Origin of the sequence: Gryllotalpicola reticulitermitis (genome assembly GCF_042651345.1) — a bacterium.
Classification (GTDB): Bacteria; Actinomycetota; Actinomycetes; order Actinomycetales; family Microbacteriaceae; genus Gryllotalpicola; species Gryllotalpicola reticulitermitis.
Genome location: NZ_JBHSCN010000006.1, coordinates 110,329 through 124,990, shown reverse-complemented (window position 1 = coordinate 124,990; position 14,662 = coordinate 110,329). Strand labels below are relative to the sequence as shown.

Genomic DNA, 14,662 nt, shown 5'->3' with positions numbered 1-14,662 from the left:
CGCCCGTCCGCCAACCCCGTGGAGCTTGAATGTTCAAGGATTCTTCCGAGGTGCTGAAGTTCATCAAGGACGAAGACGTCAAGTTCCTTGATATCCGCTTCACCGACCTCCCCGGCGTGCAGCAGCACTTCAACATCCCCGCATCAACCGTCGATGAAGACTTCTTCACCGTTGGCCAGCTTTTCGATGGATCGTCGATCCGTGGGTTCGCCAACATCCACGAGTCGGACATGCAGCTCATCCCCGACGTGACGACGGCGTACCTCGACCCGTTCCGTGCTGAGAAGACGCTCATCATGGTGTTCGACATCTACAACCCGCGCAATGGCGAGATCTACGCCAAGGACCCGCGCCAGGTCGCCAAGAAGGCCGAGAAGTACCTCGCCTCGACCGGCATTGCGGACACGGCGTTCTTCGCCCCCGAGGCCGAGTTCTACATCTTCGACGACGTTCGCTACGAGGTGAAGCAGAACGGCTCGTTCTACCACGTCGACGCTGAAGAGGGCGCTTGGAACTCGGGTCGCACCGAAGAGGGCGGCAACCTCGGCAACAAGACGCCGTACAAGGGCGGCTATTTCCCCGTCTCCCCCGTCGACAAGCAGGCCGACCTGCGCGACGACATCTCGCTGAAGCTGATCGACGCCGGCCTGATCCTCGAGCGCGCGCACCACGAGGTGGGCACGGGCGGCCAGGCCGAGATCAACTATCGCTTCGACACGATGGTGCATGCGGCCGACGACATCCTGAAGTTCAAGTACATCGTCAAGAACACGGCCGAGGAGTGGGGCAAGTCCGCCACGTTCATGCCGAAGCCGCTGTTCGGCGACAACGGCTCGGGCATGCACACCCACCAGTCGCTCTGGAACGGTGGCCAGCCGCTGTTCTACGACGAGGCGGGGTACGGCGGCCTGTCCGACCTGGCCCGCTGGTACATCGGCGGCATCCTCCGCCACGCGCCCGCGCTGCTCGCCTTCACGAACCCGACGGTGAACTCGTTCCACCGTCTGGTCCCGGGCTTCGAAGCGCCCGTCAACCTCGTCTACTCGGCCGGCAACCGCTCGGCGGCGATCCGCATCCCGATCACGGGAACGAACCCCAAGGCCAAGCGCATCGAGTTCCGCGCTCCGGACGCGTCGGGGAACCCGTACCTCGCCTTCGCGGCGCAGCTGATGGCCGGTCTCGACGGCATTCAGAACCGCATCGAGCCGCACGAGCCCGTCGACAAGGACCTTTACGAGCTTCCCCCCGAGGAGGCCAAGCAGATCCCCCAGGTCCCCGGCTCGCTCGACGCGGTGCTCAACGCGCTCGAGGCCGACCACGAGTTCCTCACCAAGGGTGGCGTGTTCACCGAGGAGCTCATCGAGACCTGGATCGACTACAAGCGCGAGAAGGAGCTGAAGCCCCTCGCTCAGCGCCCGCACCCGTTCGAGTACGAGCTGTACTACGGCGTGTAAGTGATCAGACACAAGGCCCCCGCTTCGGCGGGGGCCTTCGTCGTCTAGGAGGAGGAGCCGTAGAAGCCGCGTTCGAAGACGGCGCGGGCACGCCGCGTGACCGCGAGATAGTCCTCCTCGAGGCGGCTCGCGGAGTGCGGGCGGTAGCCCATCAGGCGGGCGACGCCATCGAGTTGGCCTCGATCCGACGGCAGCACGTCAGACGTCTTCGCGGTCCAGAGGGTCATGGCACTGCGGGCGCGCGAGGCGAACACCCATGCGGCGCGCAGGCGCTCGGCATCCGTCTCATCCACCAGTCCCGCTGCGGTAGCGGCCTGCAGAGCCCGCAGCGTCGAGGTGGTGCGCAGCGCAGGAAGCGCGGCTGCGTGCTGCAGCTGGATGAGCTGCACGAACCATTCGACGTCGGAGAGGGAACCGCGCCCGAGCTTCAGGTGCCTGGCGGGATCGGCCCCCTGCGGCAGCCGTTCGGACTCGACGCGGGCCTTGATGCGACGTACCTCGCGCAGTTCGTTCGGGCCAACGGATGCGGGGTAACGGGTGCGGTCGGCGAGCTGCTCGAAATCGGCGATGAGCGATGGATCCCCCGCGATGCCGCGCCCCCGCAGGAGGGCCTGCGCCTCCCAGGTCAGCGACCAGCGCTGGTAGTAGGCGGCGTACGCGTCCAGGGAGCGCGCCACGGGGCCATTGCGGCCCTCGGGCCGCAGGTCGAGGTCGAGGTCGAACGGCAGTCGCGGGTCCTCTGAGAGGCGCTTGAGGTCGCCCGCGATGCGCACCGCCGTGCTCGCTGCTGTCGGCTCCCCCAGCGCCCGGAAGACGTACAGCACGTCGGCGTCGGAGCCGAAGCCGAGCTCGCGCCCTCCGAAGCGGCCCATCGCGATGATCGCGAACTCGAAACCGGCCGGCTCCGTCGCCCGATTCTCGCGGCGGATGCCTTCAAGGAGGCAGGTGAGAACGACCTCGGTGATGTCGCTCAGCCCTTGCGCGACCTCGTCGATCGTCAGGACGTCGAGCATGCCGCCGATCGCAAGACGCAGAACCTCGCGGCGCCGCGCGGTCTGCATGGCCTGCGCGACGGCGTCGAGGCCGTCGTGGCGGGCGAGCACGGCGGCGCACTCGTCATCGAGGACGGCACGCGGTCGCCGTCGAAGCTCGTCGTCGGAGTCCAGCCACGCAACGGCCTCCGGCAGAAGGTCGAGCAGGCCTCCGATGAAGCGGGATCCGGCGAGCAGGCGGGTCAGGCGCTGCGCGGCCCCGGAGGAATCGCGCAGCATGCGCAGGAACCAGTGGGTGTTTCCGAGCTCGTCCGACAGGCGCCGGAAGGTGAGCAGCCCGTAGTCCGGGTCGGCGCCGTCGGCGAACCACTGCAGCATGACGGGCAAGAGCGTGCGCTGGATCGTCGCAGCGCGTGAGACGCCTTCCGTGAGCGCGCCGATATGCGCGAGCGCACCCCGCGGGTCGCGGAATCCGATCGCCGCGAGTCGCGCCTGCGCCTGCTCCGGCGACAGCGCCCGATCGCCCATCAGCGCGTCCTCGGCGGGGAGCGCGGCGACGGCGGACAGGAGCGGGCGGTAGAACATCCGCTCGTGCAGCCCCCGCACTCGCCGCTTGATCGCCGCCCAGCGCTCGACCAGCATCGCGGCGCTCGTCGCGAGCCCAGTGCCGCGAGCGAGTGCTCGCTGCGCCGCTTCGCCGCGCGGCATGAGGTGCGTGCGGCGCAGTCGAGTGAGCTGCACCCGATGCTCCATCAGACGCAGGGTCCGGTAGTCCGCGGCGAATTCCGCGCCGGCGTCACGGGCCACATACCCGCCGGCGACGAGCGACGCGAGCGCGGGCAGCGTGGCAGCCTCGCGCACCGCCGGGTCGACATGACCGTGCACCAGCTGCAACAGCTGCACGGTGAACTCGATGTCGCGCAGGCCGCCGGGGCCGAGCTTGAGCTCCCACTCGACGTCTTCAGGGACGATGTGCCCGACAACCCGCTCACGCATGCGCTGCACCGACTCGACGAATCCATCGCGCTCCGCGCTCTTCCACACCTGCGGTGCGAGTGCGTCGGCGTAGCGCTGCCCGAGCTCGAGATCGCCCGCAAGCGGTCGCGCCTTGAGCAGCGCCTGGAACTCCCAGGTCTTCGCCCAGCGGTCGTAGTACGCGAGGTGCGACTCGAGCGTGCGCACGAGCACGCCGTCCTTCCCCTCGGGGCGCAGGTTCGCGTCGAGCTGCCAGAGTCCGGGCTCGACGGCCGGAGCATCTGTGCCGCGCATGGTCAGCACGGCGAGTCGGGTCGCGATGTCGACCGATCCGCTGCAGACGAAGATCACGTCGACGTCGCTCACGTAGTTGAGCTCGCGCGCGCCCGCCTTGCCCATGCCGATCACCGCGAGGGCGGTCTGCGCGACCTGGTCCGGGTCGAATTTGCCCGGCCCCTTCCCGCTCGCGGTCGCGCGCGCCACTGCGAGGGATGCCTCGACCGCGGCGCCCGCCAGATCCGAGAGGCACGCCGCGACACCGTCGAGCCCCGCGACCGGGTCGTCCTGCTCGAGGTCATAGCTGGCGAGCCGCAGCAGCCAGTGACGGTAGCGACGCCGGAAGGCGGTCCAGCCTTCCTCGTCGACGAGCGCGGCGATGGGCACTGCTGCCCGGCGCTCGGCACCGACCGATTCCAGCAGATCGGACCGCAGCTCCTCCGCACTCGGTAGCGAGGTGACCGGGCGCTCAAGGGCGCTCAGCTCGTCGAGGTGCTGGTGCAGGAACTCGGATAGCCCCTCGCTCGCCCCGACGACGCGCGCGACCCGGGCCGCGCGTGCCGTGTCGGCGAGAAAGTCAGCGGCGTGGTCGGGCGAGCGTCGCACGAGCGACAGCAGTCTCGCGAGCGCCGCGTCGGGGTCGGCGACGAGCGTGAACAGCTCGATGGCGCGCTCGGGTCGGGTGCCGACCAGCTCGCTGTACTCCCTGAGGCGCTCTCGCGACGCGGAAAGATCGACGAACCCGGCGCGAGCGAAGACAGTCAGAGACAGCGGCTCGCGCACGCGCATCGGACCGACTCCCTTTCTTGCTGGAGAACGGCCGCCTACAGCAGCTCGAGGTTGCTGCGCAGCTCCCACGGGGTGACCTGCGCGCGATACGCCACCCACTCCTGCCGCTTGTTGCGCAGGACGTTCTCGAACACCTGCTCGCCCAGGGTCGTCGCGACGAGCTCCGACCCCTCGACGAGCCGGATCGCCGCATCGAGGTTGGACGGCAGCGCCTCGTAGCCGAGTGCCTTCCGCTCGCCGTCGGTCAGGGACCACACGTCTTCGGTCGCCTCGGGCGGGAGCTCGTAGTCCTCCTGGATTCCCTTGAGGCCCGCCGCAAGGATCAGGGCGTAGGCGAGGTACGGGTTCGCTGCCGAGTCGATCGCCCGGTATTCGACGCGCGCACTCTGCCCCTTGTTGGGCTTGTAGAGCGGCACTCGTACGAGCGCGGATCGGTTGTTGTGACCCCAACTGACGTAGCTCGGCGCCTCGTCGCCCGACCAGAGGCGCTTGTACGAGTTCACGAACTGGTTGGTGACTGCGGAGATCTCAGGCGCATGGCGCAGAAGGCCCGCGATGAACTTCTTCGCCGTCTTCGACAACTGGTACTGCGCGCCGGCTTCGAAGAACGCGTTGGTGTCGCCCTCGAAGAGCGACATGTGGGTGTGCATTCCGCTTCCCGGGTGGCCGGACAGCGGCTTCGGCATGAACGTGGCGTACACGCCCTGCTCGATCGCGACCTCTTTCACGACGGTGCGGAAGGTCATGATGTTGTCGGCCATGGTGAGCGCGTCGGCGTAGCGCAGGTCGATCTCGTTCTGACCAGGGCCCGCCTCGTGATGGCTGAACTCGACCGAGATGCCGAGGTCCTCGAGCATGCGCACGGCACGGCGGCGGAAATCGTGCGCGGTGCCGCCGGGTACGTTGTCGAAGTAGCCGGCCGCGTCGACCGGCTCGGGGCCGTCGTTGTCGAAGCGCGCCGACTTGAGCAGATAGAACTCGATCTCGGGGTGCGTGTAGAAGGTGAACCCGGCCTCGGCGGCGGTCTCGAGGGTGCGCTTCAGCACGTTGCGCGGGTCGGCGACGGCCGGTTCCCCGTCAGGCGTGGTGATGTCGCAGAACATGCGCGCCGTCGGGTCGATCTCGCCCCGCCACGGCAGGATCTGGAACGTCGTGGGGTCGGGGTGTGCGAGCAGGTCGGACTCGTAGGCCCGGGTGAGGCCCTCGATCGCCGAGCCGTCGAAACCGAGGCCCTCTGAGAACGCCCCCTCGACCTCGGCCGGGGCGAGCGCCACGGACTTGAGCGTGCCGATGACATCGGTGAACCAGAGACGCACGAACTTCACACCGCGCTCTTCGATGGTGCGCAGGACGAAGTCCCGCTGCTTGTCCATGGACATAGGCCCCTTCCGTTCCGGCTCAGCCTATCGGAGGCCACTGCCTAGACTGACGCCATGACAGAGCCGCAGCTGCTCAAGCGCGTACGGACCCGCCACTTCCTCAGCGCCAAGCAGAACGGCACCAAGATCACGGGCCTGACGAGCTACGACCAGCTCACGGCGAAGATCTTCGACGAGGCCGGAATCGACTTCCTGCTCGTCGGCGACTCGGCAGCCAACAACGTGCTCGGCTACGACACGACGTTGCCGGTCACCGTGGACGAGATGATTCCGCTGGTGCGGGCCGTCGCTCGCGCCGCGTCGCGGGCGTTCGTGATCGCGGACCTTCCGTTCGGCTCGTACGAGACGGGCGTTGCGGATGCCGTGCACTCGGCGATCCGCATGATGAAGGAGACCGGAGCGCACGCCGTGAAGCTCGAGGGAGGCATCCGCTCGGCCGATCAGATCCGCCATATCGTCGACGCGGGGGTACCCGTGATGGCGCACATCGGGTTCACGCCGCAGAGCGAGCACCGGCTCGGCGGCCACGTCATCCAGGGTCGCGGCGCCGGCGAGGACCAGCTGCTCGCCGACGCGCGGGCGGTCGAAGAAGCGGGCGCGTTCGCGGTAGTGCTCGAGATGGTGCCCGCGGAGGCGGCGAAGAAGGTCACCGAGTCGCTCACGATTCCGACGATCAGTGTCGGGGCCGGCCCGCATTGCGACGGGCAGCTGCTCGTCTGGACGGACTGGGCAGGACTCACCCAGGGGCGGATCCCCAAGTTCGTCCGGCAGTACGCGCAGATCGGTCAGACCCTGCGCGACGCGGCAGGTGCGTGGAAGGCGGATGTCGAGGCCGGCGAGTACCCGGGCCCCGAGAACAGCTACTGAGGCGTCAGTCCTCTTCGGCCTCTTCGGCAGCCCACTTGTCGCTGTTCTCGCGGATCTTCTCCCAAGCGTTCTGGGCCTCCTCGCGCGTGTTGAACGGCCCGAGGCGCTCCAGCGCCGGTGAGACGAAGCCCTGCTCGACGGCGCCGGTCTTGGTGTTGAACCACCACTTGTGCTCGATATCAGGCACGCTCACGTCGCTCATAAGCTTGACTCTATGCCCAAGGATTCCGCCGGTCACCTGATCCCCGGACGCATCTCATCGCGTCGTGCCGTGCCCTCGGACATCCCCCGGCCCGCCTATGTCGGCAAGCCCGCACCGCGGAAGCACACCGAGGGCGATGTCTACTCGCCGGGCGATGTCGAGCTGATCCGCGAGTCGGGCCGCATCGCCGCGCAGGCGATCGAACTCGTCGGCCAGCACGTCAAGCCCGGCGTCACCACCGAGGAGCTCGACCGTATCGGTCACGAGTTCCTCATCGCGCAGGGCGCGTACCCGTCGACGCTCGGTTACCGCGGCTACCCGAAGTCGCTCTGTTCGTCGGTGAACGAGGTGATCTGCCACGGGATCCCCGACGACACGGTGCTCGAGGACGGCGACATCGTGAACATCGACATCACCGCGTTCAAGAACGGCTTCCACGGCGACAGCAATCAGACCTTCATCGCCGGCACGGCACAGCCCGAGGTCGCCCAGCTCGTCGAGCGCACGCGTGAGGCGATGAATCGCGGTATCAAGGCCGTGGCGCCAGGGCGCGAGGTGAATGTCGTCGGCCGCGCCATCGAGGCGTACGCGAAGCGGTTCGGATATGGCGTGGTCCGCGACTTCACCGGGCACGGGGTCGGGCGGCCGTTCCACTCGGGTCTGATCATCCCTCACTACGACTCGGCGCCCCACTACGACGATGTCATGGTGCCCGGCATGGTCTTCACGATCGAGCCCATGCTGACTCTCGGAGGCATCGAATGGGACATGTGGGCGGACGACTGGACGGTGACAACCCGCGACAAGTCGATCACGGCGCAGTTCGAGCACACCCTCGTCGTCACGGAGCGCGGCGCCGAGGTTCTCACTCTGCCCTAGTAGCCTTTTGCCTATGACGCAGGCGAAGACGGCAGTCGGCATCGACATCGGCGGAACGGGCATCAAGGGCGGGGTCGTCGACCTCAGCACCGGCGAGATGATCACCCCTCGGGTGAAGCTCCCGACTCCGGAAGGCGGAAAGCCTGACGACATCGCCGAGACCACCAAGAAGGTGCTCGAGCAGCTCGAGGCGGACCAGTCCCTTCCCGTCGGCATCGACTTCCCCGCGGTCGTACGTCACGGCAAGACGATGTCGGCCGCGAACGTGTCGAAGAAGTGGATCGGATTCGACGCCGAGAAGTTCTTCGAGCAGACGATCGGCCACCCGATTCTGTTCGTCAACGATGCTGACGCTGCCGGCTACGCAGAAGCCGAGTACGGCGCAGCGAAGGGGCGGTCCGGCGCCATCATGCTGACGACCCTCGGCACGGGCATCGGCAGCGCACTCATCGTCGACGGGCGCCTGGTGCCGAACACCGAGCTCGGGCACCTCGAGATCGACGGCCATGACGCCGAGAAAAGGGCGGCATACTCCGCCAAGGAGCGCGAGGACCTCACCTGGGAGCACTGGGGCAAGCGCCTCACCAAGTACTACTCGACGCTCGAGAAGCTGTTCTCGCCCGACCTCTTCATCGTCGGCGGCGGCGTCAGCAAGCAGTTCGACGAGTGGAGCCACTTCGTGAAGATCGAGACCGAGATGATCCCGGCCAAGTTCCTCAATAACGCCGGGATTCTCGGCTCCGCCGCACTCGCCGCCCAGCAGCGCAGCTGAACCAAGGGGGAATGGGCCGGCTGATACGCCGGGTTCTGTCGAGGCCCGCGATCAAGCGGAGCCCTGGACGGCCATCTCTCTCGGCGACGCGTTGCCGCGCCGCTCTAGCGGTCTACCCGGGGACGAGACGAGCAGCCTCGTGGTCCCCTGTCTGACCTTGCTCCGGGCGAGGTTTGCCGAGCCGACCGGGTCACCCCGATCGCTGGTGGGCTCTTACCCCACCGTTTCACCCTTACCGCGCGCCCGCGCCTCTCGGCACGGTCTGCGCGGCGGTCTGTTCTCTGTGGCACTGTCTCGCGGGTTGCCCCGGGTGGGTGTTACCCACCGCCCTGCTCTATGGAGCCCGGACGTTCCTCGGCAGCTTCGACTCGAGGCCGGAGCTGACGCGACCGTCTCGCCGACCCATTCCTGAGTGACGAGTCTACGAGGTGACTCTAGGAGTTCTCGTCGCGCACCAGGATCGCGCCCGACTCGCCGTCGATGATGACATCGTCTGGTGCCGAGTTGCGCACGGCGACGAGGTCGTTCGGGGCGAGCGTGAGGTTGCTGCCGAGATTCACTCCCCCGCGGACTGCGGCAGCGCCGATGCCGTACCGCGTGCGCTGACGTTCGTAGACCGCGAGCAGGTCCTCGGGAATCCCCTGCGCCACGACCATGCGGTCGGCCCGCGCGTCGTCGCGCTGACGCTCGAGACGCGCGACTTCGTCTGTGCGCGCCGTGGTCAGCGAATCGACGGATGCCTGCAGCTGCTCCTGCTCGGCCCGGATTCGGGCGATCTCGCCCTCGGCCTGCTCGAGACGTTCCATGACCTCGAGCTCGGCGTCTTCCAGCGTGCGCTGGCGCCGGCGCAGGGATTCGATCTCGCCCTCGAGCGCGGCGATATCCTTTCCGGAGGCTGACGCCCGCAGACGCTCGTTGTCACGCTGCAGTCGCTGCGCGACGATCGCGAGGTCGGCTTCGAACCGTGTCTGCTCGGCGCGAGCGTCCTCCGCGCGGCCGGTCGCCTCGACGAGGCGCGCGCGCAACTGCTCAGCCTGCGGGCGCAGCTCCGCGAGCTGCTTGTCCTGCGCCAGGTTCTTCGTCGAGTGCGCGATACGCGTCAAGTGGTTGTCGTGCTCCTGCAGGCGCAGAAGCTCCTTCTGTACAGCTGGGGTTGCTTTCATTCGGCTCTTCTCGGTTCACGTGTGATCTGGTCGAGGCGCCCTCACTGGACGATCGCGAAGTCCCACGGGTCTGTGCGCACGTCACTGACGGTGACGGATGCTTCGGGCAGCAGCGCGCGCAGCTGCGCCGCGGCCACGTCGAGCCACAGCCACTCGCTCGCCCAGTGGGAGACGTCGATCAGAGCCGGGCCTGCACCGATGAGGTGCTGCTCGCGCGCTTCGGAGGCGGGGTGATGCCGCAGATCGGCGGTGATATAGGCGTCGGCTTCGAGCACGGCCGGCTCACCCAGCAGCGAGTCTCCTGCGCCGCCGCACACGGCGACAGTGCGGATCGGGTGGTCGTACCCGCCTGCGACGCGCACGCCGGCCGCCGTCGCGGGCAGCAGCTCGGCGACGGCACGAGCGAGGCGGCCGAGCGTCGTCGGTTCGGCGAGCTGCCCGACGCGGCCGATGCCGGTGCCGGGGGTGGCAGACGGGTCGATCGGGCGCTGGTCGACGAGCCCGAGGCGGTCGGCGAGCACGGCGCTCGTGCCCGCGGCCACCACGTCGGCATTCGTATGAGCGGCGAGCAGCGCGGTGTCTGAACGGATCAGCTTTGCGAGAAGCGCGCCCTTGTAGTGCGTCTCCGCGACGGAGGTCACGCCGCGCAGCAGAAGCGGGTGATGCGCGATCATGAGGTCTGCGCCGGATGCGATCGCCTCATCGACCGACGCGGCGACGGCGTCGACGCTCAGCTGGATCGCGGCGACGGGCTGTTGCAGCGCGCCTGTGACCAGTCCGGGCGCGTCCCAGGATTCCGCACCGGTCGAGGGCCACAGTCGCTCGGCGACGGCGAGCACCTCGGACAGGGCGTAGGGCATGCAGGTCAGCCTACCGGCGCCCGAAGAACCAGAAGCGGCGGCGTCTGGGGGGCGAGGACAGGGCCTCGGGGGCGGATGCCATCGGTGTGAGCCCGGCGAGAGCAGCGCCGGCGAGATCGTCGACCACGTCGTCGTCCGAGTCCTCGGGTTCGAGTTGCGGGGTCACGTCGAGCGAGCCGAGTTGCATGGAGATGGTCACCGACTCCTGCGCCGACGTCGATGGCTCGCGTACGGCCTCGGGCGCGGCCGCTGCCTCTGCGGCGAGTCCGGCTGTCGACTCGGGTTCCGGTGCCGGCGTCACCGTCGGCGCCTCGGATTCTGGCGTCGATGTCGATGTCGATGTCGATGTCGGTTCGGGCGGTGGCTCGGGCTCGCTCCGATCAGCTGAGAACACCGCAAAGACCTGCGTCGAGACATCCGAATAGCTCGGCTTGGGTTCGCTGTCGTAAGCCGCCGCGATCTGTTCGGGGTCGACCCACGCGCTGAATCCGGGTTCGTCGTCGAACGCAGTCGGCTCCGGGAGGGACCAGTCGATGTCGGCAGCGTCGACCTCGACGTTCGCGGGTTCCGCGACCTGCGCCGGCTCCGCGACCTCAGCCGGCGCGACGGACTCGGCCTCGACGACGGTCGTGGTCGCGGGCTCGGGCTCAGGTGCGCGCGTCGGTGTCGGCCCCGGCTCCGGGACCGGGACCGCTGTGATGATCGGAATCGCGCCGGTGCGCTCGATGATGAGCTGCTCGAGCGCCTGGATCGCACCGAGAGTGTCGCCCGTATCGTCCAGCTTGCGGCTGATGGCGGTCACGTCGGGGTCGGAGTCGTCGTCGCCTGTGCCGGCGTCACCGGATCGCGACACGCCGTTGTCGTTGTCGCTTTTGTCCATGTGACCAGCGTATCGACCTCGCGACAGCACGCACCCGCCACCGGCGGCCACGCGCGAGGCTCCGCGCTGACCTGATCGCCGTACTCTGGGTGGCGTGGCAGAGCTGATCGAGACGCCCTACGAAGACCTGCTGCGCGACGTCATGGCGACGGGTGCGCACAAGAGCGACCGCACGGGAACCGGCACGCGCAGCGTGTTCGGCCGCCAGTTGCGCTTCGATCTGTCGAAGGGGTTCCCCCTCATCACGACGAAGCGCGTGCACTTCAAGTCGATCGCCTATGAGCTGCTCTGGTTCCTGCGCGGCGAAGGCAACGTGCAGTGGTTGCGCGACAACGGCGTCACGATCTGGGACGAGTGGGCGGACGATGCCGGCGAGCTCGGGCCGGTCTACGGCGTCCAGTGGCGCTCGTGGCCGACGCCGGACGGTCAGCACATCGATCAGATCCAGAAGGTCATCGAGACGCTCACGTCGAACCCCGACTCCCGGCGGATCATCGTGAGTGCGTGGAACGTTGCCGAGCTCGACCAGATGGCGCTGATGCCGTGCCACGCTCTCTTCCAGTTCTATGTCGCGGACGGGAAGCTCAGCTGTCAGCTGTATCAGCGCAGCGCGGACCTGTTCCTCGGGGTGCCGTTCAACATTGCGAGCTACGCGCTGCTGACGTACATGGTGGCTCAGCAGACCGGCCTGGAACTCGGCGACTTCGTCTGGACGGGCGGCGATTGCCACATCTACGACAACCACGTCGAGCAGGTCGAGCTGCAGCTCACCCGCGACCCGTACCCCTATCCGGCTCTGTCGCTCACCCGGAAGCCCGATTCGATTTTCGACTATCGCTACGAGGACTTCGAGATCGTGGGCTACCAGCACCACCCGTCGATCCGCGCCGCGGTCGCCGTCTAGTGCCTGCGCCGCTGGCGCTCATCTGGGCACAGACCACGACGGGCGTGATCGGCGGCAACGGCGACATCCCATGGCAGATTCCCGGCGAGCAGCGTCGCTTCAAGGAGTTCACGACTGGCGGCACCGTCATCATGGGGCGCAAGACGTGGGAATCCCTGCCCGAGCGGGTGAGGCCGATGCCGGGCCGCGACAACATCATCGTGACGCGTAGCAGCGGATTCCTCGCGCCGGGCGCCCTCGTCGTGCACTCGGTCGCGGCAGCGCTCGGCGCAGCCGACCCGGCGAAGCAGGCGTGGTGCATGGGGGGCGGCGAGCTCTACGCGCAGACGATCGCCTACGCGAGCCGACTCGAGGTCACCGAGGTCGACCTCGATGTTCCGGGCGACGCGTTCGCACCGTTGATCGGGCAGGACTGGCGCCAGGCATCCGCTGACCCGCCGGAGGGCTGGCACACGAGCCCGGCGGGCCTGCGCTACCGGTTCTTGACTTACTTGCGGTAGGCCGAACCGCCGAGCGCGATCGCCGCAGCGATGCCGAGCACGGCGCCGACCAGGGCGATGAGACCGACGACGGACCAGAGCACTGCGACGATTGCCATAGCTCAAGTATTTCATCTCCTTGACGACGGGACACGCACGGCGGTTGAGTGGCGGAATGGCGGATGCATCCGAAACCCACGTCTACGAAGTCAACGAAGTCGTCCTCGGCTGGAAGCCCGCCGACTCGGCAGATGCCGCGCTGGAATGGGTGCTCGAGCGCATCGATCGTCTCGCGGCTCCCCTGACGCTGCTGACGGTCTTCGATGCGAAGAAGACGTACGACGACGCCAAGCGCGCCGAGGTGCAGGCGAAGGCGGAGCAGGTCGCGGCGGACATCCGGCGCAAGCATCCGACCATCACGGTCACGCCGCAGATCGTCGAGGGCGACCCGCCCCAGGTACTCGCCTCGCTGACGAGCCCCGACAAGCTCGTCGTCGTCGGCACCGACCGGCGACGCGGCCTGTCCGTCCGCTACGCGTTCTCGTTCGGCGCACGCCTGTCGGCGCGCGCGAAGGGCCCGGTGGCCCTGATCCCCCACGGCGGTTCCCCGCGAGGCGACGGCGTGGTCGTCGGTGTCGACGGCACGCCCGCGTCTCTCGCTGCCGCCCGTGTCGCCGCGCGGATCGCGCTCGCGCGTGGCGGTGAAGAGCTGGTCATCGTGCACGTGTGGCAGGAGCCGACGCCCTGGCAGGACGCCTACCTGCCGCCTGACGACAACTTCCTCGAGTCGTTGCAGAAGGTGCACCAGGACGTCCTCGACGAGTCGGTCGAGCAGTTCGCGGCAGAGTGGCCTGAGCTCGTGATCACCAAGCGCCTCGTACACGGCCTCGCGCCATGGGGGCTCCTCGACCAGGCGGCGAACGGGTCGCTGCTCGTCGTCGGCACCCGATCGTCGCGCGGCATCCAGCGCTTCTTCCTCGGCTCGGTGAGTCACACCGTCGTGCTCAACCTCGAGGGGCCGACGATCGTCGTGCCGCAGAAATAGGGCGCCGTGGCCGTGGGGTTGCGCACGACATGACCGCACTCACCGACGCTCGGGACGACCTGACGGCATTGCGGCACAAGCCGCTGCACCTGTTGCGCTACCTCGACGAGAACTCAGGGCTCCCCGGACCGCGCGCGAATCTCACGATCGTGGAAGCCTTCGCCGACGTCGCGCCCGAAGAGATCATCTGGCAGCTGACCGGCTCACCCGACGAATTCCGGCGCACGTGCGCTGCGGCGGCGCTCGGGCGCGTGTACCTCGAACGGCCCGACGACGCCCAGGTGGCCGGGCGCCTCACCGAGCTCGCCGCCGACGACAACTGGCGAGTTCGCGAGGGCGTGGCGATGGCGTTGCAGCGGGTGGGAGACCACGCGCCCGTGCTGCTCCTCACGCTGGTCGACGGATTCCTCGGCGGCACTGCCCGGGTGGCGCGCGCCGCCGTCGCGGGCATCTGCGAGCCGCGCCTGCTGCGCAACCCCGAGCTCGCCGAGGCCGCGCTCGACGCGTGCGTTCGGGCCACTGACCACCTCCTCAACGTGCCGTTCGAGCAGCGCCGACGCGAAGATGTGCGCACGCTGCGGCAGGGGCTCGGGTACTGCTGGAGCGTCGCCATCGCCGGCTCGCCTGAGCGCGGGCTCGAACTGTGGCGGCAGCTGGAAGCGCGCGCCGCCAGCGACGCCGACCTCGCGTGGATCGTGCAGGAGAACCGGGCGAAGGCACGATTGCAACGTCTCCTCGCCCGCTGA

Annotated in this window: 14 protein-coding genes and 1 other RNA gene; 8 read left to right on the top strand and 7 right to left on the bottom strand. The window is 68.3% G+C overall.

Annotated elements, in window-relative coordinates; translation table 11 throughout:
* Positions 1 to 29: 29 nt before the first annotated feature.
* Entirely contained in the window at positions 30 to 1,454 is a 1,425-nt protein-coding gene (gene glnA / locus ACFOYW_RS13870) for a type I glutamate--ammonia ligase (RefSeq protein WP_390230016.1), read from the top strand.
* Between the two features lie 44 nt (positions 1,455 to 1,498).
* On the opposite strand, the gene ACFOYW_RS13865 is transcribed toward glnA (ACFOYW_RS13870), so the two are convergent.
* On the bottom strand, positions 1,499 to 4,486 hold the full coding sequence (locus tag ACFOYW_RS13865) for a bifunctional [glutamine synthetase] adenylyltransferase/[glutamine synthetase]-adenylyl-L-tyrosine phosphorylase (RefSeq protein WP_390230013.1): 2,988 nt from the start codon (positions 4,484 to 4,486) through the stop codon (positions 1,499 to 1,501).
* A 35-nt stretch (positions 4,487 to 4,521) separates the two neighbouring features.
* Positions 4,522 to 5,859, bottom strand: coding sequence for a type I glutamate--ammonia ligase (gene glnA, locus ACFOYW_RS13860; RefSeq protein ID WP_390230010.1), 1,338 nt, complete (start codon positions 5,857 to 5,859; stop codon positions 4,522 to 4,524).
* A 60-nt stretch (positions 5,860 to 5,919) separates the two neighbouring features.
* Here glnA (ACFOYW_RS13860) and panB point away from each other — a divergent pair, with 60 nt between their 5' ends.
* A complete protein-coding gene (gene panB, locus ACFOYW_RS13855) occupies positions 5,920 to 6,732 on the top strand; it encodes a 3-methyl-2-oxobutanoate hydroxymethyltransferase (RefSeq protein ID WP_390230007.1) in 813 nt (270 codons plus the stop codon).
* A gap of 4 nt (positions 6,733 to 6,736) precedes the next feature.
* Here the strand turns inward: panB and ACFOYW_RS13850 are convergent, their stop codons facing one another.
* Positions 6,737 to 6,934 carry an SPOR domain-containing protein gene (locus ACFOYW_RS13850; RefSeq protein WP_390230005.1) on the bottom strand — a complete coding sequence of 66 codons (198 nt, stop codon included), beginning with the start codon at positions 6,932 to 6,934 and terminating at the stop codon, positions 6,737 to 6,739.
* Positions 6,935 to 6,946: 12 nt separating this feature from the next.
* Here ACFOYW_RS13850 and map point away from each other — a divergent pair, with 12 nt between their 5' ends.
* Positions 6,947 to 7,813: a type I methionyl aminopeptidase gene (map, locus tag ACFOYW_RS13845; RefSeq protein ID WP_390230002.1), complete on the top strand. Its 867-nt coding sequence runs from the start codon at positions 6,947 to 6,949 to the stop codon at positions 7,811 to 7,813.
* Positions 7,814 to 7,826: 13 nt separating this feature from the next.
* Entirely contained in the window at positions 7,827 to 8,585 is a 759-nt protein-coding gene (gene ppgK, locus ACFOYW_RS13840; protein WP_390229999.1) for a polyphosphate--glucose phosphotransferase, read from the top strand.
* Positions 8,586 to 8,593: 8 nt separating this feature from the next.
* Here the strand turns inward: ppgK and rnpB are convergent.
* The 4 genes from rnpB to ACFOYW_RS13820 all read right to left on the bottom strand — a co-directional run bounded on the left by rnpB (position 8,594) and on the right by ACFOYW_RS13820 (position 11,488).
* An RNA gene (gene rnpB, locus ACFOYW_RS13835) (RNase P RNA component class A) lies at positions 8,594 to 8,990 on the bottom strand.
* A 29-nt stretch (positions 8,991 to 9,019) separates the two neighbouring features.
* On the bottom strand, positions 9,020 to 9,748 hold the full coding sequence (locus ACFOYW_RS13830) for a zinc ribbon domain-containing protein (RefSeq protein ID WP_390229996.1): 729 nt from the start codon (positions 9,746 to 9,748) through the stop codon (positions 9,020 to 9,022).
* Positions 9,749 to 9,789: 41 nt separating this feature from the next.
* Positions 9,790 to 10,608 carry a Nif3-like dinuclear metal center hexameric protein gene (locus ACFOYW_RS13825; protein ID WP_390229993.1) on the bottom strand — a complete coding sequence of 273 codons (819 nt, stop codon included), beginning with the start codon at positions 10,606 to 10,608 and terminating at the stop codon, positions 9,790 to 9,792.
* A 10-nt stretch (positions 10,609 to 10,618) separates the two neighbouring features.
* Positions 10,619 to 11,488, bottom strand: coding sequence for a hypothetical protein (locus tag ACFOYW_RS13820; protein WP_390229990.1), 870 nt, complete (start codon positions 11,486 to 11,488; stop codon positions 10,619 to 10,621).
* A gap of 85 nt (positions 11,489 to 11,573) precedes the next feature.
* Between ACFOYW_RS13820 and ACFOYW_RS13815 the strand changes: the two genes are divergently transcribed.
* From ACFOYW_RS13815 to ACFOYW_RS13800, 4 genes are all read left to right on the top strand, one after another.
* The gene (locus tag ACFOYW_RS13815; protein WP_390231390.1) at positions 11,574 to 12,392 is read left to right on the top strand and encodes a thymidylate synthase; all 819 of its coding nucleotides are present in this window, start codon (positions 11,574 to 11,576) and stop codon (positions 12,390 to 12,392) included.
* Positions 12,392 to 12,892, top strand: a complete 501-nt coding sequence (locus tag ACFOYW_RS13810; RefSeq protein ID WP_390229987.1) for a dihydrofolate reductase — start codon at positions 12,392 to 12,394, stop codon at positions 12,890 to 12,892. The genes ACFOYW_RS13815 and ACFOYW_RS13810 overlap by 1 nt, the downstream gene beginning before the upstream one ends.
* A 154-nt stretch (positions 12,893 to 13,046) precedes the next feature.
* A complete protein-coding gene (locus tag ACFOYW_RS13805) occupies positions 13,047 to 13,916 on the top strand; it encodes a universal stress protein (protein ID WP_390229985.1) in 870 nt (289 codons plus the stop codon).
* 29 nt (positions 13,917 to 13,945) lie between these two features.
* On the top strand, positions 13,946 to 14,662 hold the full coding sequence (locus tag ACFOYW_RS13800) for a HEAT repeat domain-containing protein (RefSeq protein ID WP_390229983.1): 717 nt from the start codon (positions 13,946 to 13,948) through the stop codon (positions 14,660 to 14,662).